This is a genomic window from Pedobacter zeae, from assembly GCF_014196715.1.
GTDB classification, from domain to species: Bacteria; Bacteroidota; Bacteroidia; order Sphingobacteriales; family Sphingobacteriaceae; genus Pedobacter; species Pedobacter zeae.
Genome location: NZ_JACIEF010000003.1, coordinates 513,214 through 532,841, shown reverse-complemented (window position 1 = coordinate 532,841; position 19,628 = coordinate 513,214). Strand labels below are relative to the sequence as shown.

Below are 19,628 nucleotides of genomic sequence, written 5' to 3'. Positions count from 1 at the left end.
AAGTTTTGTCGTTTGTTAATGCAAACATAAAAAAAGGGAACGGATAAAAATCCATTCCCTTTTTTTATGACTTTAAGCTAAGAAAGTTAGCTAAGCTAAAGGCTAAAAACCGTAGCGCAAACCGATCTGAAACTGGTAAGGATTACCTGAAGGGGTTACAATACCGGCATTGTTAACGTTGTAATTAAATTTTTGGTTGGTGGCATCAAATGCAGGGTTTTGCAACGCATATAAGGCTTGCGAACCCAACGATTCGTTAACACCCCAAGTTTTTTTGAAGATATTGCCTACGTTAAATGCATCAACAGATAATTCGAAAATATGGGTTTTGTAGAGTTTGAATTTTTTGGTTACCCTCACATCAACAATGCCGTAAAATCCATTAATACCACCATTACGCTGGGCAATATGGCCTGAGTATTTATTGATGTAATCTTTTAAGCTCTGGCTGGCCAAAGGATTATCCAGGATAGCTTGTAAGCCATTACGCACATTGGAGGCAACGTTTGGGTTGTTCCTATCGAAAATGAATGCAAGATCGTTAGTGCCTACAAAATCACCATTGGTATTGGCACCTGATAGTAAACTGTAACGCGTTCCACCAATGCCAGAGTAACGAACACCAATGTTAAACCCTGCCAAACTAGGTGATGTTGCGTAAAAAACAACCTTGTTTCTGAACTGGTTATCAGAATAGGTCATATTGCTTAAATTACGTGGATCATCTTTTACAGGTAATGATAAAGTTGATGTATTGGCAACGTTTCCATTAAATGAAGTGTTATCTTTTGTATCATTATAGGTGTAACTTACAGTAACCTCGCCATCCCTGAAATACTGCCAGGTAGCATCAAGAACAACCGCAAACTGGTTCACTTTACCATCACTGTTCATTTCTAACACGCGACCAATTTTATCGCTAATGCGCCCTTTTTGCCAATCGGTTGCACCATTGGTAAGAGGGATACTTGCTAACGGAACATATACACCACGGTTGTCTTCATTCGATAACCTGAAATATGGATTAGCAACCATGTTGCGGTCTACATACACGTAGTTGTTTCTACCTAAAGTTGCATAGCCAGCAATACCTACCCTTAATTTTGGAGTGAAGAAGTGGCTATAAGATAAATTTGATTTATAAACAACGGGTACTTTAGCATCCTTACCATAGGTGTTGATCGTCGGAATTTGGTATTGGCTTAATGTTGGCGTACTTGAAGGATCGTTTCTGTAACCTGTTAAATAAGCTGTAGGTATGCCAACACGCGTATCAACGGTTCCGTAATGTTTACCATCAAAAGTTAAGTTGTTAATGGTAACATAGTTATTGATATCAGAAGCGAAGATACCCGCCCCTAAACGTACAAAGTCTGTTTTTTGCTCGTTAATATCCCAGCTAAACTGTGCACGCGGCTGTATGACGAACGATTTTAGCTTATTATCGGTACGTACGCCCAATTCATCAAATACCAGCTGATTTAATGGTGAGGAAGGATAGTGCGCATAATCTAAACGGATACCAGCAGTTAAATCTAAACCTTTAGCCAGCTTAGTCTGCATTTGGGCATAAATACCCGCATTGATAATGTTCGAACGGACACTTGGATCGGCCACTAAAGGTACTTCCCTAAAATAACGGTAAGCTGTCCCATTCTCATAATTATCAAAGTTAGGTACTTTAGTTGTTACTACAGGTGTTACCCCAGGAGCGCTGGTAATTACATCTTTTGTGCCGGCCTGAACATGGAAACGACCATTTACCTCACTGCCATATAAAGATTTGGCATGAGTATACATAAAATCGACACCGAAAGTATATTTAATCTTGTCGGTATTATAATAAAGGTTATCTACAAATTGCAATACGTTGTTGGTAAAACCTTCCTGTGCGAAACGGTGTCCGCCAATTTCGATATTGGTTGCCCGGTTTGTGCCGTTTATTACAGAAGTTACACCCTCTACAATTACTCGTGGAATATTCGCTGAAGGCAATTGATCGCCAGGAGAACTTTTTTGGTAAGTGTATAAATGCTGAACCTTTAATTCGTTAGTCAATTTCGAATTGATTGATGTACGTAAAGTAGCTAGTAAACTATTATCGACGTTTTTATCATTACCGGTTGATTCGTACAAGTTGATGGCAGTGTTATCTTCCAAACCTAATTTATTGCGATCGTTGGTATAATTGTCGCGAATAGTTAACAAGTTTTTCTCATCAATTTGCCAGTCTAAACGTGCAAATGCTGCATCAGAACCTCTTTTTTTAGGGAATGAACCATATTGAGGAGAATTTGCAACACCATATTTAGAGCGGGCAACCCCAACAAAATAATCCAAAGTAGAGCGGTTAATGTTGTAACGAAGTTCATCAGCCGGAGATTGAACATCAGCAATTAACAAGGGACGTGCATCGCGTTGATGATCCCAGGCTACAAAAAAGTGTAATTTGTCCTTAATAATTGGTCCGCCCAACGAGAAACCATATTGGTAGGTAGAGAAATCTGCCTGACGTTTATTTCCCCTGATATCGTATCCGCTTGATAACCAATCGGCACGGCCATAGGTAAATGCACTTCCGCTTAAAGTGTTGGTTCCTTGTTTGGTTACCGCACTTACCGTACCACCACCGCTACGTCCATAAGTAACATCGTATTGATTGGTTACGACCTTAAACTCACGTACAGCCTCGATTGAAATAGAATATGGTGCACCGCTGCGGCTGGTTGTACTTCCAGCCGATGTTGGGTTTTTTGCATTCATACCATCAATGGTATAATTGGTAGAAGATCCTAATTGTCCAGAGATATTACCACCCCTGCTCAATGGAGATAAATCCATTAATGAGGTAAAGTTGCGCCCATTAACAGGCAACTGTGTAATTGCTTTTGCTGAAATGGCTGTAGCTGCGCCGATATTTTCGATTTTGTTTTTTAAGGTGGTGCCTACTACCTGTACTGCTTCCAAATCCTGGGAAGCTTCCTGCATATTGATGGAAACTTTTACCGCGTCGCCCTGATTTAAGTAATAACCACTTCTGGTTTGCTCACCAAAACCCACATAGACGGCTTTTACAGCATAAGGCCCACCTAATGGAAGTTCCTTAAAAGTGTACTCTCCCTGTGCATTGGTAGAAGTTTTGGTAGTAAAACCGGTTGAATTGTTCCGGATCTGTACTGAAACGCCAGGGATGGGTTTCTTTTGCTGATCCGTAATAATACCCGAAATGGATGCCTGTGTAGTTTGCGCCAGGGCTGCATTGTAAGTACAACACAGCATTAGCAACACTGCAATAAGTAAATTTTTCATCATCTTTTGATTTTTTTAGCTGTCATGAAGCTCGCCTGAGCATGTTATTTCGTGTGCTGCCCAAGCAGGTATCATCATGAATAGTTTTCTGATTTATGACCACAAAGATGTTACTGCAATGTTAAGCCGAATGCGATTTTGTATTATGAAATGATTTAGAAATTCTATTTAATGTTAAGAAAACTGCATTAAGATAGTTTTTGGCTTTGTTACTATGGCTCTTATAAGCAATATTGGGTGTTTGTGTGGTTATCAGTAATCGGGTGTGTTTAAAGTATTTACGATAAAGTAATATTAGTCTTACATGGGATTAATTTTAAAACTGTCTTTTTATGGAAAAATATCAGATATGAAAAAAATTAACACTCTATTATTAGTCCTGTTGGTACTAATTTTATCTTGTAAGAAAGAGCCACAGCTTTCAAAAGAAACAGAATTGTTTTCCAGATCAAAATCCAAGTTAACCAGTTCCCGTCCATTAAATCCGGGCGATCCGAATTTGGATGCCTCTTGGGACTGGACACAGCCCAGTTGGACTGCTTATTTTAACAATGCCAATGGCGCTGTTGGCAGTGTTACTACTTTGAATCCGTTTATCGATGGAGCTCAAAAAGTTTATGGTAATGTTGATGTTTCAAAAGCGGATATGTATCCTGCTCAAGGGTGGATGCTGGTATCGCGTGATTTTGGAACGCCAACTGAAGCTAATGCTTACCCATTTTTATTACTTTATAATAAACATAGAGGTGTTTTAAGAGTTTGTGTATTAAGAACTTATGATGTTCAATCGTCTTATCAACAGATTACACTTGGTTATGCTACAAATGCAACTTATCCAAAATTCTTTTTATACAGCAGTACAAAGCCCCCTTATGCATGGACTACTGAATATCCGGCTAATCCTGTTAATACCCAAAGTAGCGATTACAAACAAACTGCCGTTACTTTTGCGGGAGTACAACAATGGATGATTGCAGATTTTGATGTTAGCGGATATAGCACAAGTTTTGATGAAAATACCTCATTCAATATTAGTGTTTCTGAAGTGACACAATCTGATGTTGTTTTGAACGGAAATATACAACTGGATGGTACTGCTCAACCACAGGCAGCTGGTGGCCCTAGTGCAATAGGCATAATTAAAAATGCAGAAAGCTTTTATACTAAAACTGCCGAAGGTGTTGCAAATGTTTTAAAAATACCTGAGGCAGATGCTGCAGGTAGAATTGCAGGAGGTGGTGCACTATTTTTAAAAAGTATATTGGGATTAGTAACAGGTTTTTCGGGAGGAGAATCTGCAGTTCCTTATAATATTAAACTAAAGGGAACAATCAATCAAACTGGATCGATTAAGTTAACATCGCCAAAAACATCCTTTAGCGTATATTTAAAGCCATTAGCAGGAAGTGTAGCTTATCGGGCAGTACAAAATATCCCTTGGGGAATTTTTTATCTGGAAACTTCAAATGCAGTTGTTGAAGAGGTTACCCATTACACTTGGGTAACAGATGAATATGGCTATCCAGGAGAGGTTTACGATGGATTTAGCAGGTCAGTAAAATTTAATCCAAATTTCTTTGCTAATTCGCTAGTGATTAATCCGGCAATTGCTAATGAGATAGCAAGTGTAGAAGCGTGGGGTGCTAATACAGGGGCTGATTTTGTCCCAGTATCTGTATTTGACCAAGCTGAAAGGTTTATATGGGCTGCTAAAAATGAATATCCGTTACAACTTGGAGTAAAAATTACATTTAATGATGGAAATATCGTTTATAAACTTTTTTCATTTTAATTCTGATAAGGTTAGATAGAAGTCTGCATTTGCCTCTTTAACTTTATGATCCTGAGTTGTTTTAAAATACAACGGCCAATAAATGAATATCGGCCGTTGTATTTTATGGAATAAATGGTTAACCACTTTAAACAATTAACCGGTTAATTACATTATTTCTTCTCAGCGGCATATTTATCGCTGAATTTTTTATCCAATTGTTTGTGCAGGTTATCGAGATTGATATCTCTGCCCTGGATAAATGCCTGCTCTACCTTATTGGTGCGCATATCTAATGCATCGCCGGCAGAGATAAAGAACGTAGCATCTTTACCGGCTTCTATACTGCCCGTAGTTTTATCAACACCCATGGCTTTTGCTGCGTTTAAGGTAATGGTGGATAAAGCTTTTTCTTTGTCAAGGCCCCAGGCCGTAACTGTGCCCGCCATAAAAGGCAGGTTACGCTGTTGCCAGTAGCCATCAATACTCAATACTACATTTAAACCTGCATTGGCCAGTACAGCAGCATTTTTATAGGGCATGTTTACATCATCATCATTGTTGTTGGGTAAAGCATGAGGCTGTTTTACCACCAAAGTAATGTTATTGTCTTTAAGGAAATCGATAATCAGGTAAGCTTCATCTGCGCCGGTGATTACTGGTGTAATGCCAAATTTTTTGGCGAAATTAACCGCTGCAACAATATCTTTCTGACTGTCGGCCGAAATAAACAATTTCTCGTTACCTGCAAATACCTTTTTCATGGCTTCGAAACGGGTATTGATTACATCTGGCTTGCCCATTTCGGAATAGGCTTTTGCTTCGGCAAAAAAAGAAGTTAACTGCGCAATGGCGGCCTGTGTTCTTTCGGCTAAGGCTTCGGGCGATTGCTGCGGACGGCCGAAACCACCAAAACCACCCCTGAAGCGTGGGGTAACCGGCCAGGTAACGTGCATGGCATCGTCGGTTTTAATAACGGCATCTTCCCAGTTCCAGGCATCAAGCTGTACTACAGACGAGCTGCCCGAAACCGTTCCGCCCTGCGGGGTTGGCTGTGCCATTAAAATGCCGTTGCTGCGCAGGGTAGCCGGTACCTTAGAGTCGGTATTGTAGGCAACAATTGAGCGTATATGCGAATTAAAATCACCTATTTCCTGAAAATCCAAAGTTGCTTTTACTGCTTCAATTTCTGTTAAACCCAGGTTCGTGGTAGCAGCAATAAAACCAGGATAAATATGTTTCCCTGTGGCTACAATCCGAAGCACATCATCCTGTGGTACCTGTCCGTTGGCCGTAACCGAAATAATTTTTCCCTTGCCAAAAAGGATGGTGCCGTTTTCGATCACTGTTCCATTGCCTACATGTACGGTTGCACCGGTAATGGCAATGGTTTTACTTTGTTTTTTAGCTGGCGAAATGTTTGCCTGTGCAAAGCATATCAGGCTTGTTGCCGATAAAGCCAGACTGAATATATATCTTTTCATCGCGTTTTTATATTTTTCAAATGCATTCAAACTATCGTGGGCCTGTAAATTGTAATTTGAAGGCTCATGATGGTTTCAATATGCATGTTCTTTTCCGGTTAATTCTGCTGAATAGTTTTCTAAAGTTTCGCAATTGTATAAGCGCGGGGTATCACCCATTGGGCGCTGCATGCGGCCACCTTTGCTCTTGCTTTCTAACATTTTTTGGATCAAACGGGCTTTCTCTACCTGTTGTGCTTTGATCATCTGGGCATCTTTATCGATGTCCCAATATGCAATACCATCTACAAAAGTCTTTTCCGCTTTGGCATAAATAGAAAGCGGGTTGGCCGTCCAGATTACCACATCGGCATCTTTACCTGCCTTTAAACTTCCCACTTTATCGTCAATATGCAGCATCCTTGCCGGGTTAAGCGTTACGAATTTCAGTGCATCTTCTTCCGGAACGTTACCGTATAAAACCGATTTTCCGGCTTCCTGGTTTAAGTGACGGGCCATTTCTGCATCATCAGAATTGAAAGCAGTGGTAATACCCACGTTGTGCATAATTTTTCCGTTATAAGGGATCGCTTCGGCCACTTCGTTTTTATAAGCCCACCAATCAGAAAAAGTTGAACCAGCAATGCTGTGCGCCTTCATTTTATCGGCCACTTTATAGCCTTCTAAAATGTGTGTAAAAGTGTTGATTTTAAAGCCAAGGCTATCAGCTACGTGAATCAGCATGTTAATTTCGCTCTGCACATAAGAGTGGCAGGTGATGAAACGCTTGTTGTTTAAAATTTCAACAATAGCATCCAATTCTAAATCGCGGCGTACACTATTGCCTTTTACCGACAGGGCTTTGGCGTATTCTTTTGCACGGGTAAATTCATCAACAAAAGTCTGCTCAACACCCATGCGCGTAACCGGGAAACGGGCACCTGTACCAAAATTACTCTGTTTAACATTTTCACCCAATGCGAACTTGATAAAACCATCGGCTCCTGCGAATTTTAATTCTTCAGGAGATTTGCCCCAACGTAATTTGATCAACTGCGATTGTCCGCCAATCGGGTTTGCAGAACCATGTAGAATATGTGAAGTTGTAACCCCTCCGGCCAGCTGGCGGTAAATGTTTACATCTTCAGAGTTGATGATATCAGCAACACGTACCTCTGCCGAAACGGATTGTGCACCTTCATTAATTCCTCCCGAGCCTGCAATATGTGAGTGCTCATCGATAATGCCTGCAGTAACATGTTTACCGGTAGCATCGATCACTTTGGCACCGCTAGCTGAAAGGTTTTTACCAACAGCTTTAATTTTCCCATTTTCTAAAAGTACATCGGCATTTTGAAGGATGCCGTCTTTTTCGTTGGTCCAAACGGTACCGTTTTTAATCAGTACGGTTTCTTGCTTAGGCGGTTCAGTGCTGCCGAAAGCTGAAAAGGGATAAATGACCTGGCCTAAAGCTAAAGTAGCTTTAGGTTCGTCTTTTTTAGGGGTTTCTTTCGCAGGTTCTTTGTAAGTGGCGGTAAACTTTCCGGTAGTAGCATCAGCCAATGCCGATTCGCCCTTAATCGTAACCGGATTTGCCGAAGTAAGGTAGCCGCTTAAACGGATATCGCCTTTTGGATTTTTCTTTAAGTTAAAATTAATGCTGATCCAATCGCCGTTTCTGGTAAAATTAGCGGTCGTTTTTACGCTGTCTGCACCAACTCTTTCAATCGCCGCGGTAGATCCGCCACCGGTTCCGGTAATTTTTAGGGTTAAGGCACCAACACCGTCAACAGTTAAATTGTAAGTGCCACGTATATCGCTTACGTCCATTTTGTTTACCACAAAACGTTTGCCCTGTACCCAGTTTTCGAAAATGATGTTTCCGTTTTTAAACAGGTTATCAGATGAGATTAAAAAGTTGGCAACTTTGCCCTTTTCTAACGAACCGACCTTATCGCTGATGCCCAAAAGGGAAGCAGGGATTTCGGTAACCGATTGTAATGCCTGTTTTTCGCTTAACCCATTTTCGATTGCGGTTCGGATATTTGCCCAAAAATCGCGGCTGTTCTCCAGACCGAAAGCTGTTAGTGCAAATTTAATCCCTGCTTTTTCAAGTGCTGCAGGATTTGTAGGTGCCAGTTCCCAGCCTTTCATCTGCGATAAACTTACGTTTCTGGCTTCTGCAGGATCTTCTACATCATAAGCTTTAGGGAAAGTTAATGGAATAATTAAACTCGCACCAGTAGCTTTAACTTCATTAATACGCTGATATTCATCGCCGGTTGATTTGATGATGTATTTTTTGCCAAACTCTTTGCCGATCTTATCCGCGCGGAGTACATTCTGCCATCCGTCTACTTCAAAAATCTGGGGGATATCCTGCTGTTTACCGAATTCATCTAAAGAAATGTTGTATTCCTCTTTTTGTTTGGCATACCATTGCGCATCGTAATAGGTCTGGCGCAATAAAGCAATAGAACCCATTAACGAGGTAGGGTAATCGTTCGAGGAAGTCCCTTTGTTAAAAGAATAATTGGCAGCACTCTGGTCTTTCAGGATCACGCTGTTATCTGCACCTTCGTTTAAGGTAACGGCTGCAGAAACCCCTCTGGCAATACCATCGCGGTTAATCACATTTACACTTCCAAAACCAACCTTGCGCAGTTCGTCTGCTTTTTTACTATCGGTTGAGAAAATATTTTTTACATAAGTTTCCGGCCTGATCGCTTCGTTCCAGCCGTAAGCACCTTTTTTGGTCGAAACAAAAATAGATTGGCGCTGACCGCCAAAACCACGCTGCGCTGCAGGTGTTTCGCTAAGGCCATAACTGGTAAAAGCATCAACAAGTGATGGATAAATAAATTTTCCTTTTAAATCAATCACCACATAGCCTTTGGGAACGGCCAGACCGGCTCCAACAGCCTGAATGGTTTGTCCTTTAATTAAGAGGGTAGCATTGTTAAGGGTTTGGTTGGCATTAACTACAATTGTTGCGTTGGTAAAGGCAAACATTCCAGGCCTGGTATCAAAAGAGCCATTAACCGGAAAGGTAGTTTGCTGTGCAAACAGAAATGTAGTAGAAATTACCAGCCCAATGGCAAGTAAAATTTTCTTCATAATAAGTTTTAGGGTTTAAATTGTTTAAAACTAATATAAATAAGCGTTCATTTTGAAGAATATCCTATTTTTTACAATTATTGCCTATTTTTGAAACATAGAAATTTATTGATATGAACGATATTTTAAAAAGCGCACACTCGGGATGGCGTTATGTAGTATTTCTTTTATTGGTTATTGCGGTTATTAAAGCCTTATCAGGCTGGTTTGGCAACAAAACCTATACAGAAGGCGACCGGAAACTTAATGTTTTCACTTTAATCAGCGCGCACATTCAGCTGTTGATCGGATTAGTGCTTTATTTTAGCGAAGGCTGGTATAAATTAAGCAGTGCAGGCGCACCGGTGGTACGCTATTTTAAAATGGAACATATCAGTATGATGATTATCGCCATTATCCTGATTACTGTGGGTAATGCGAAATCGAAAAAAGTGGCTGATGCTGTAGCCAAACACCGCACCATTGCTGTTTTCTTCGGGCTGGCCCTGATTCTTATTATTGTAACGCTGTTACTGATGGTAAAGGAAGTTCCAGGAAGATCTTTCTTTGGAGTTTCCTAATTTAATATCCTGTAATTGATATAGAATCCCGTTTTAACAGAGCGGGATTTTTTGTTTTTAATAAACTCGTTTTTTACCGCAAAGCACGCAGAGAAAAGGCGCGGAGGTCGCAAAGTTGAGAGCCGCAGATTACGCTGATTTGCACAGAGGAAACTTGCTTTCTTATATTTCCTTACATTTCTTATTTGGTAAAAAAACGCACCATTGCGAAGTTTTCAGTTGTTTGCTGATTTGTTTAAATTATTTTTATAAATATTTCGCGTTTTCAAAATTCTTTATATTTTTGTGTCTAATGATCAACAATATACATACATGGCTTTGGCAAAGTAATTCGAAAACGGATTGCGCTGGCTGCGTATGAAAGAAATATAGTTTATCAACCTAAACCTTATTAAAGAACCATTAAAGCCCGGCGTAGAACCACACGCCGGGCTTTTTATTGTTAAATAAAAATACAAAAATAGAAACCATAAGCCTTATACCATTTTAGCTTTATCATGTATAAAATAAATACCACTTACAAAAAAATGCTCGCCGATACCACTACTCCTGTGAGCATTTATTTACGCTTACGTGATGTGTACCCGAACAGTATCTTATTGGAAAGTTCAGATTACCACAGCAGAGAAAATTCCATGAGTTTCGTTTGTGCTGATCCTGTTGCCGGCATTATATTAAAGGGATCCCGCCTGGAAACCTATTTTCCCGATGGAACGGTAGAAATTACCGAAAGTAAAAACCTGATTGATGAGATCGCCGATTTTAAAGACAAATTCAAAGAAACCGAATTGCCTGAAATTAAGTTTATCTCGAGCGGATTATTCGGCTATTTTACCTGGAACGCTGTACAGCATTTCGAGGATATTAAGTTTACTTCCGAAACACCGGAAGGAGAAGAGATTCCGGAGATGCAGTACCATTTGTACCGCTACATCATCGCTATCGATCACTTTAAAAACGAAATTACCCTTTTCAAAAATACTTTCGAGGGCGAAGAGGAAGGTGGATTGGAGAAAATAGAATACCTGATCCAAAATAAAAATTATCCTGAATATAAATTCCAGAAGCGCGGAAAAGAATCATCAAACTTGACCGATCAGGGTTTTATGGATCTGGTAGCAAAATTACAGAAGCACATTTACCGTGGCGATGTTTTCCAGATTGTCCCATCAAGAGCATTTAAACAGGCATTTTCGGGGGATGAATTTAATGTATACCGTTGTTTGCGTTCGATCAATCCTTCACCTTATCTGTTTTACTTCGATTACGGCAATTTCAAATTATTTGGTTCCTCACCGGAGGCCCAGATCACCATCAAAAATAATTCGGCCAACATTTTCCCGATCGCCGGCACCTTTAAGCGCAGCGGAAACGATATCGAAGATGCGGAACAGGCCCGTAAACTGGAGCAGGATCCTAAAGAAAGTGCCGAACATGTGATGTTGGTCGATTTGGCCAGGAACGACCTAAGCAGGCACTGTAACCGGGTAGAAGTGAAATCTTTTAAAGAGGTGCAATACTATTCGCACCTGATCCACCTGGTAAGTAAAGTGAGCGGACACCTCCAGGAAAATGTAAGTGCTTTTAAAGTGGTTGCCGATACCTATCCGGCAGGTACTTTAAGCGGTGCACCAAAATATAAAGCCATGCAGCTGATTGATGAAAACGAAAAACTGGGCAGGAATTTCTACGCAGGTGCTATCGGTTTTATGGGCTTTAACGAAGATTTTAACCATGCCATCATGATCAGAACCTTTATGAGTAAGAATAATGAACTGCATTACCGCGCCGGCGCAGGTATTGTTGCCGATTCAGTGCCCGAAACAGAAATGCAGGAAGTGAACAACAAAATCGCCGCATTGCGCAAAGCAGTGGAAATGGCAGAAGAAATCTAGTTTGGAATAGGGAATTTTTAGTTTGGAATGAATTCCACCGATAAGAAGAAATACAATGGAAAATATAGATAAGAAAACCGTCCTGGTTATCGATAATTACGACAGTTTTACCTACAATTTGGTACACCTCATTAACGAAGTTGGTTATGAGGCCGAAGTTTGGAGAAATGATAAGTTCGATCTGGCAGATGTAGAAAAGTACGATAAAATTTTACTTTCTCCGGGGCCCGGCATTCCGGAAGAAGCCGGCTTATTGTTAGATGTAATCAGAACTTATGCGCCGACCAAAAGCATTTTTGGCGTATGTTTGGGCCAACAGGCCATTGCCGAAGTTTTTGGAGGTACCTTATTAAATCTGGGCCGGCCGATGCATGGAATTGCCACACCGGTAACGGTTGTAGATGGTGATGAACCGCTGTTCTGGGAATGCCCGCAAACCATAAATGTTGGGCGTTACCACAGTTGGGTAGTGAGTAAAGAGAATTTCCCTTCGTGTTTAAAAATTACGGCAAGAGATCACAAAAGTGAAATTATGGCTTTGAGGCACGAAACATTGGATGTCAGGGGGGTACAGTTCCATCCGGAAAGTGTGCTTACCGAATACGGTAAGCAAATGATGGCCAATTGGTTAACATCGACCCTGTAGTGCTTATCATCAGGTCGTTATCCTGAACTTATTTCAGGATCTTACTGGGATTAGTTAAATTTTAGATAAGGGTATATCGTCGAGTATTTTTCTCAATATTGAGCCTGTCGAAACGCTTCTTAAGTAGTTAATAAAAGTCCTTCGACAAGCTCAGGATGACAATTTATATTTATAATGCACCCTCATGATAGATTGATATAATGAATATTTTAGATAAAATCGTATTACGTAAAAAAGAAGAAGTCGCGGCGGCCAAGGCTTTGGTTTCTGTCCGGGATTTAGAAAATGCGGTGCATTTTAAAAGAACACCTCATTCTTTTAAAGACTTTTTACTGGCAGCAGACCGTACCGGTATTATTGCCGAATTCAAGCGCCGATCGCCTTCGAAAGGGCTGATTAATGGTGTAGCCGATGTAGCTGAAGTTACACAGGCCTATAACCATGCCGGTGCATCAGCACTTTCGGTATTAACCGATGTTGATTTTTTTGGCGGTAAGAAGGAGGATCTTTTAGCCGCGAGGGCAGCAAACAATATCCCGGTTCTGAGAAAGGATTTCATGATCGATGAATACCAGATCCTGGAAGCAAAAGCATGGGGAGCAGATATTATTTTATTGATTGCCTCTATATTAACTCCGCAACAGATTAACGACTTCGGTAAGTTTGCACATAATTTGGGCTTAAATGTACTTTTAGAAGTTCATAACCTCGAAGAACTGGAAAGAAGTATCTGTCCAAACCTGGATGCTATCGGGGTAAATAACAGAAACCTTGGCGATTTTACGGTCGATATCCAGACCTCGTTCAACCTGGTGAACCAAATCCCGGATGAATTTTTAAAGATTTCAGAAAGTGCCATCAGTAACCCGCAAACCATTAAGGAGTTAAAAATTGCAGGCTTTAACGGGTTTCTGATCGGTGAGAATTTCATGAAAACCGATCATCCTGGAACTGCCATTAAAGAATTTGTAGCGCAGATTTAGTTAACGCTAACTTCCGGAGTTTATTAGTTTATCTGGCTTTAGAAACTTCGGAAGCCTTTACAGCTTAAATTTACGATGTCAAATTTCGTATCTTTGTACCAATTACATGGGAAAACAAAAATTTTATGATACTGCCATTGTGCAGGAAAGGGTAATTTTAGTTGGAGTAGTTACTCCAGGAGAAAAAGAAGCCCAAACAAAAGAATATTTAGATGAGCTGGCCTTTTTAGTTGATACAGCTGGCGGGAAGGTGGAAAAGGTTTTTACCCAAAAAATGTTAAAACCAGACCGTGCCACATTTGTTGGTACTGGTAAGCTCGAAGAAATTAAAGCTTACGTGAAATCGGAAGAGATCGATGTGGTTGTTTTTGATGACGAACTATCTCCGTCGCAGCTGCGTAATATCGACCGCGAGCTTGGTGTAAAAGTGTTGGATAGAAGTAATTTAATCCTCGATATTTTTGCCAACAGGGCCCAAACGGCACAGGCAAAAACACAGGTAGAGCTGGCACAACTACAATACGTTTTACCACGTTTAACCGGTATGTGGACCCACTTGGAACGCCAGAAAGGCGGTATAGGGATGCGTGGTCCGGGTGAAACACAGATTGAAAGTGACAGGCGTATCATTTTAAATAAAATTTCGTTGCTAAAAGAGCGTTTAAGGAATATCGACCGGCAGAACGAAACACAGCGTAAAAACCGGGGTCAGTTGATCCGTGTAGCTTTGGTTGGCTATACCAACGTGGGTAAATCGACCATTATGAATATGCTTTCCAAATCAGAAGTGTTTGCAGAAAATAAGTTGTTTGCAACTTTAGACACAACTGTTCGTAAAGTAGTGATCGAGAATTTGCCTTTTCTGCTTTCAGATACCGTTGGGTTTATCCGCAAATTGCCTCACCATTTGGTAGAATGTTTTAAGTCTACTTTAGATGAGGTGCGTGAGGCCGATTTGTTGGTCCATGTGGTTGATGTTTCGCATCCCAACTTTGAAGACCAGATCAATACTGTTAACGAAACATTAAAAGATATCGGCGCAATTGATAAAGACATGATTTTGGTTTTTAATAAAATTGATGCCTATGTTTCGCCAGAGGTGGATAATGAAGAGGATGACGGCAAGCTCACTTTGGAAGACTTCAAAAAAAGCTGGATGAGCCACGATAAAGTACCTGTACTGTTTATTTCAGCTACCCAAAAAGAAAACCTTGAAGAATTTAAAACGCTGTTGTATGATAAGGTAAAAGCTGCACATGTAGCTAGGTACCCATATGATAGTAACCTTTTGTATTAATTGTTAGGAAAAGAATCTGGTAGATTAATAATAAACACCAATTTTTAATGATCAAACCATAGCAATGGGCCTAGAAAGATGAGTAAATAATCAAAAATTGTCTTTTTCAATTGAATTTGGTTGTTGTGATTTGTTGATTGTAATTTGTCATTAGCTATTGAGATTTTTTAATTATTGCATTAAATATCAGCATCAATTGATTTGCTTCACTAACTAAAAGTAATTTTGTAGGTTCCAGGTCTTTCTTATCTTCAATATCGATCAGATTAAGCCAAAGTTTGGTTTCTTTTGCCTCTTTTCTGCAAACTTTTAGCCGGTAAATAAAGTCAGCTTTGCTTAGTGCTTCATTGGCTTCGATGTAATTTGCAGATACCGAGCCGGAAGACCGGACTGCCTGCTTAATGTCTTGAATATTAATGATGTTATGGGTAACCTTTTTGCAGTAAGATCTAACAGATTGAGCGAACAAGAAAGTTCTTTCTTCAAGATTAAAATTTGTTCCGTTGCTCATTAATTAAATATAAGTATTTTTACAGAAAACTAAGGGAGTTAATTGTCCCGAGGATAGCATTTTAATATTATTGTCTTTTTCCTTTAGCAGATTTATTATGGTCTGATAATTGACAATTGGTTATTGATAATTTTAAACCTTATCAATTTAATTTAAAAGACCCTATATGGTCTGATAATTAATTATTGGTAATTGATAATTATAACATTATGGAAAGTAAACGTCAGCAGAAATTTGCAGGAGTATTACAAGAGGAGTTGGCCCAGGTTTTTCAGCGTGAAGGAGCTGCATTTTTGCCTAATACATTGGTAACCATTACCCGCGTTAGGGTTTCACCTGATTTGGCCGTAGCTAAGGTTTACCTGAGCTTTCTCAATACCAACAATACCACGCTTTCAATCAATACGGTTAATGCACATGCCGGGGAGATCAGGTATAAGCTCGGTAGTCGTATTCGCCACCAGGTGAGGGTGGTGCCAGAGCTTACTTTCTTTGTGGATGATACCAATGAATATGTAGAACGGATGGACCATCTTTTCGATAAGATTGCAAAAGAACCCAGGCAAAAAGACGAAGACAGCGAATAATTTTGGTGAGGAAGCTAAGGGAACCCGTTAATTTCTTCACACACTTTATCCCGGCATTAATTACAGTTCCGGCCGGCTACCTATTGCTTCAAAAGTGCCATATCCCCATCGAATTTACGGCTGCGTGGATTTACAGTATCGGAACCTTTATTCTTTTTGGAGTAAGTGCCATGTACCACGGTTACCCGGCTACCGATTATGGGGTTCGTTTCTGGCAGAAATTTGATCATTGCTGCATTTATTTAATGATTGCAGGCTCTTACACGCCAACAGCCTTATTGGTGTTTGAAGGTTGGCTGCGTTGGGGGCTTTTCGCCATTGTGTGGATTATCGCCCTTGTAGGCTGCCTGCTCAAAATCTTTAACCGCCTAAAAAGTACGGCTATATCCTTATCCATTTATATTTTAATGGGCTGTTTAATTGTTCCCTTGTTACAGAAAATGCTGGTAGCTTTGCCTGTAGGTGCAATTTTCTGGTTATTGCTCGGGGGTGTTTTTTATATCGGCGGAACTTATTATTATGCCAAAGATAAACAGCTGTTCAGGTGGATGCACAGCCATGAATTATGGCACCTGTTTGTGATTGGCGGAGCGTTATCGCACTACATTTATAATTTTGTATATATCTTTAAATAATTCCAGATGCAAACTTTCGATCAGGTTATTCAATCCAATGCCGCATGGATCCAAAAAGTTGTCGATTTCGATGTAAAAAGAGATCAGCTTCTGCCTCTGGACTTTACAGCATCCAATACGGAATTAACAGATGAAATTTTAGGTAATACCGATCTGTTCTCGGATTGGGTTAACGAAAAGCTGGCTAAAAACCATGCCCGTTACGGAATTGGCGGATACAATGAACACCGCACCATTTATTCGCGAAGTGCACATTTTGATACCGGAGAAGAAGCCCGAAGGTTGCATTTAGGGGTAGATATCTGGGCGCCGGCAGGAACTCCGGTCTACAACTTTTACGATGCAACCGTGCAAAGTTTTGCCTACAACGATAACCTTGGCGATTATGGTGCTACCATCATTCTAACTTACGATATAAATGGATATAAATTCAATGCCTTGTACGGCCATTTAAGTTTGGCCTCTTTAAATGGATTGAAGGAGGGTAAATTTATTGCAGCAGGAACAAAAATTGCAGAACTCGGCGCAAAAGAAGAAAACGGATCATGGCCACCGCATCTTCATTTTCAATTGATCAAAGATATGGGAGGGCTAAAAGGCGATTATCCCGGGGTGTGTAAGTTTAGCGAAAGGGAAAAGTATTTGGCCAATTGTCCTGACCCCAATTTAATTTTGAAGGTTAATTTTTCTTAGCTTTCTATCATGTCGTTACCCCGCATTTATTTTAGTGTCTCTCATTGCTCTGTTTTTAAGATGAACAAACATTATTCTCAGTCGCCTATTTTTAACCACAGCATACCCAAATCGAGACTGAGCGAAATAAATTCAGCATGACGACCGCAATAGTTCCGTCGCAAAACTTCTATTCCGCTACGAAAATTTTTGCGTTCTCTGTGGTTAAACCTGAATAAACCGTAAATTAGTAGGATGAGAAACCTGTTCACCATTTTTTTACTTTTTTGCTGTTCGCTGGCGATGTCGCAGGTTCAGTTCAAATCAGGTAAAAATGGTTTTGCTGATTTTTTAAGAGATAATACGGTTTATCCGCGGTTTTCTAAAAATAACTGCGTTCAGGGTACAGTAAACGTAAGTTTTAAGCTTAACGAGCAGGGAAAGGTTTATTTTTCGAAAATAAGCAAGGGTATATTATCTGATCTTGATCAGGAAGCGCTGCGTTTAGTGCGGCTAAGCAGTGGAAAATGGCAGATTCCGGCTGGCTACGATACTACTGTTTCGATTGTCGTTCCTGTTAATTTTGTGCTTTCGGGCTATAATTGCGAGGGAAAATCGAGCGAAGAGATGCAGGAGTCTATCCGAAGCTATCAGGCAGAAGAAGCATTAACCAATTCGGTCATTAATTTTTATAAAAACATCGATCAGGCTAAGCCAGGGCAAGAAGCTCAGATCATAGCCATTAAAAATCAGTTGGGTATTGATGACGAGTATCTGGATGACCGGGTAAAAATGGGCTTAAAAAAAATAAAGCAAGGTGATAAACAGGGTGCCTGTGAAGATTTTACCTTTGTTAAATATATGGGCAGTAAAAAAGCTGATGAGTATTTGGCTCAATATTGTAAGTAGGATAAATTAATGAAAAATACGACCCGGTTTTTTGCCTTACTGGATATCATCAGTATCGTTTTGTTGTCCAAACAATTTTGGCAGATTTTAACCCACTTAAACGAAATTCCCGATCAGGTACTTTCGCAGGCGAAGGTAGTATTGCTGTTGCCCTTATTTGTTTCGCTGTTTATCTCTGCTGCCGGTTTAATCCTGAATAAGAAATTTGGCTTTATCACCTATTACATCCAGTTTCCCTTCCGTTTAGTGGTTTGGGTTTTTTCGATAGGTTTTATTACTTATTTACCCGAAATTTTAAACCTGGGCGATCGCTGGTTTGATATATTGTTCAGAATCTGTTTTATTGCCGAGTTTTTCAGGTTATATTTCAGCATTAAAATTCACCGCGCATCATTCTGACAAGCCGGGTAAAATCACGGTGATGGCCGCAGGAAGAATGCCTGCCTCTACAGTATTCACCCTGCCGATGTATTCTCCGTCTATCTGAAAATGGGCATGGTGTTTTGAAGAAATTTTTACCTCTGCCGTTTGGAACACTTCTATCTTTTTAGGATTAAAAGGCAATTTTGTGATCCAGATTTTTAATATTTCGAGATAGGAGTAATCCTTTACCAAAATCACTTCAAAAAGCTGATCATCTAATTTTCCATCGGGGTTGATTTTTAGCCCCGAGCCATACATGGTTGCATTGGCAATGGCCACCATGGCTGCTTTAGAGGTAATGGTTTCGTCTTTAAGCTTCAGTTGTACGTCCATTCGGTGGTGGTTCCACAAGGCGTGCCAGGTCGCTTTTGCATACCCCCACATACCGCGTTCGGGCAAGGTGTCGAATTTCTTTACCAGGTAGGCATTAAAACCCAGATCGGATAAATGGATGCAGATTTCATCGTTCAGTTTAACCACATGTATTTTCTGTAACCGGCCACCTTCTAAAAGCGATAAAGCCAATTCAATATCGGTTGGTATACCCAGTTCTTTTGCCATTCCATTCGCCGATCCTGCAGGAACAATGCCAATAGGCGTTTCGGTATGCAATAAACATTCTGCTACAAGTTTTAATGTACCATCGCCACCAACAGCAACCACCCGGTCGGCTTTAGAACTGCCTATTCTTGCTTTTATTTTTTCTATCGAACAGTCTTTTGGCAGCTCGAACAGATCGATTTCGATTTTTTTTGCATCGAAATGTGCAGAAATTATTTCCCTTAAGTTTATGCCGTGATTACCTGAACCCGGATTGATGATGAACAGTAATTTCATTATAGTTACCTTA

General features: G+C 40.2%; 16 protein-coding genes. 11 read left to right on the top strand and 5 right to left on the bottom strand.

Features of this window, described 5'->3' with window-relative positions; translation table 11 throughout:
• Positions 1-102 precede the first annotated feature (102 nt).
• A complete protein-coding gene (locus GGQ60_RS15335) occupies positions 103-3,312 on the bottom strand; it encodes a TonB-dependent receptor (RefSeq protein ID WP_183766032.1) in 3,210 nt (1,069 codons plus the stop codon).
• A gap of 301 nt (positions 3,313-3,613) precedes the next feature.
• Here GGQ60_RS15335 and GGQ60_RS15330 point away from each other — a divergent pair, with 301 nt between their 5' ends.
• Positions 3,614-5,101: a hypothetical protein gene (locus tag GGQ60_RS15330; protein WP_183766030.1), complete on the top strand. Its 1,488-nt coding sequence runs from the start codon at positions 3,614-3,616 to the stop codon at positions 5,099-5,101.
• A gap of 152 nt (positions 5,102-5,253) precedes the next feature.
• Here GGQ60_RS15330 and GGQ60_RS15325 read toward each other — a convergent pair whose 3' ends face one another.
• Both GGQ60_RS15325 and GGQ60_RS15320 read right to left on the bottom strand, forming a co-directional pair.
• Positions 5,254-6,564: an amidohydrolase family protein gene (locus tag GGQ60_RS15325; RefSeq protein ID WP_183766028.1), complete on the bottom strand. Its 1,311-nt coding sequence runs from the start codon at positions 6,562-6,564 to the stop codon at positions 5,254-5,256.
• A 75-nt stretch (positions 6,565-6,639) separates the two neighbouring features.
• Positions 6,640-9,660 (bottom strand): amidohydrolase family protein, encoded by a 3,021-nt coding sequence (locus tag GGQ60_RS15320; RefSeq protein ID WP_183766026.1) that lies wholly within the window; start codon positions 9,658-9,660, stop codon positions 6,640-6,642.
• Positions 9,661-9,773: 113 nt separating this feature from the next.
• Between GGQ60_RS15320 and GGQ60_RS15315 the strand changes: the two genes are divergently transcribed.
• The 5 genes from GGQ60_RS15315 to hflX all read left to right on the top strand — a co-directional run bounded on the left by GGQ60_RS15315 (position 9,774) and on the right by hflX (position 15,041).
• Entirely contained in the window at positions 9,774-10,220 is a 447-nt protein-coding gene (locus GGQ60_RS15315) for a cytochrome B (RefSeq protein WP_183766025.1), read from the top strand.
• A 497-nt stretch (positions 10,221-10,717) separates the two neighbouring features.
• The gene (locus GGQ60_RS15310) at positions 10,718-12,115 is read left to right on the top strand and encodes an anthranilate synthase component I family protein (RefSeq protein ID WP_183766024.1); all 1,398 of its coding nucleotides are present in this window, start codon (positions 10,718-10,720) and stop codon (positions 12,113-12,115) included.
• Positions 12,116-12,170: 55 nt separating this feature from the next.
• On the top strand, positions 12,171-12,761 hold the full coding sequence (locus tag GGQ60_RS15305; RefSeq protein ID WP_183766023.1) for an anthranilate synthase component II: 591 nt from the start codon (positions 12,171-12,173) through the stop codon (positions 12,759-12,761).
• Positions 12,762-12,961: 200 nt separating this feature from the next.
• Positions 12,962-13,744: an indole-3-glycerol phosphate synthase TrpC gene (gene trpC, locus GGQ60_RS15300; RefSeq protein ID WP_183766022.1), complete on the top strand. Its 783-nt coding sequence runs from the start codon at positions 12,962-12,964 to the stop codon at positions 13,742-13,744.
• Between the two features lie 106 nt (positions 13,745-13,850).
• The gene (gene hflX, locus GGQ60_RS15295; protein ID WP_183766021.1) at positions 13,851-15,041 is read left to right on the top strand and encodes a GTPase HflX; all 1,191 of its coding nucleotides are present in this window, start codon (positions 13,851-13,853) and stop codon (positions 15,039-15,041) included.
• 154 nt (positions 15,042-15,195) lie between these two features.
• Here the strand turns inward: hflX and GGQ60_RS15290 are convergent, their stop codons facing one another.
• Positions 15,196-15,552 carry a four helix bundle protein gene (locus GGQ60_RS15290; RefSeq protein ID WP_183766020.1) on the bottom strand — a complete coding sequence of 119 codons (357 nt, stop codon included), beginning with the start codon at positions 15,550-15,552 and terminating at the stop codon, positions 15,196-15,198.
• Positions 15,553-15,761: 209 nt separating this feature from the next.
• Between GGQ60_RS15290 and rbfA the strand changes: the two genes are divergently transcribed.
• From rbfA to GGQ60_RS15265, 5 genes are all read left to right on the top strand, one after another.
• Positions 15,762-16,139 (top strand): 30S ribosome-binding factor RbfA, encoded by a 378-nt coding sequence (gene rbfA, locus GGQ60_RS15285; RefSeq protein WP_147227499.1) that lies wholly within the window; start codon positions 15,762-15,764, stop codon positions 16,137-16,139.
• A gap of 5 nt (positions 16,140-16,144) precedes the next feature.
• Positions 16,145-16,774, top strand: coding sequence for a PAQR family membrane homeostasis protein TrhA (gene trhA, locus GGQ60_RS15280; RefSeq protein ID WP_183766019.1), 630 nt, complete (start codon positions 16,145-16,147; stop codon positions 16,772-16,774).
• A 6-nt stretch (positions 16,775-16,780) separates the two neighbouring features.
• Positions 16,781-17,467 (top strand): peptidoglycan DD-metalloendopeptidase family protein, encoded by a 687-nt coding sequence (locus tag GGQ60_RS15275; protein ID WP_183766017.1) that lies wholly within the window; start codon positions 16,781-16,783, stop codon positions 17,465-17,467.
• Positions 17,468-17,701: 234 nt separating this feature from the next.
• Complete coding sequence (locus tag GGQ60_RS15270; RefSeq protein WP_183766015.1) at positions 17,702-18,355, top strand: TonB family protein; 654 nt, start codon at positions 17,702-17,704, stop codon at positions 18,353-18,355.
• 9 nt (positions 18,356-18,364) lie between these two features.
• Entirely contained in the window at positions 18,365-18,754 is a 390-nt protein-coding gene (locus GGQ60_RS15265; protein WP_183766013.1) for a hypothetical protein, read from the top strand.
• Here GGQ60_RS15265 and GGQ60_RS15260 read toward each other — a convergent pair.
• Complete coding sequence (locus GGQ60_RS15260; protein WP_183766011.1) at positions 18,746-19,615, bottom strand: diacylglycerol/lipid kinase family protein; 870 nt, start codon at positions 19,613-19,615, stop codon at positions 18,746-18,748. The two genes, GGQ60_RS15265 and GGQ60_RS15260, sit on opposite strands and share 9 nt — an antisense overlap.
• Positions 19,616-19,628: the final 13 nt, after the last annotated feature.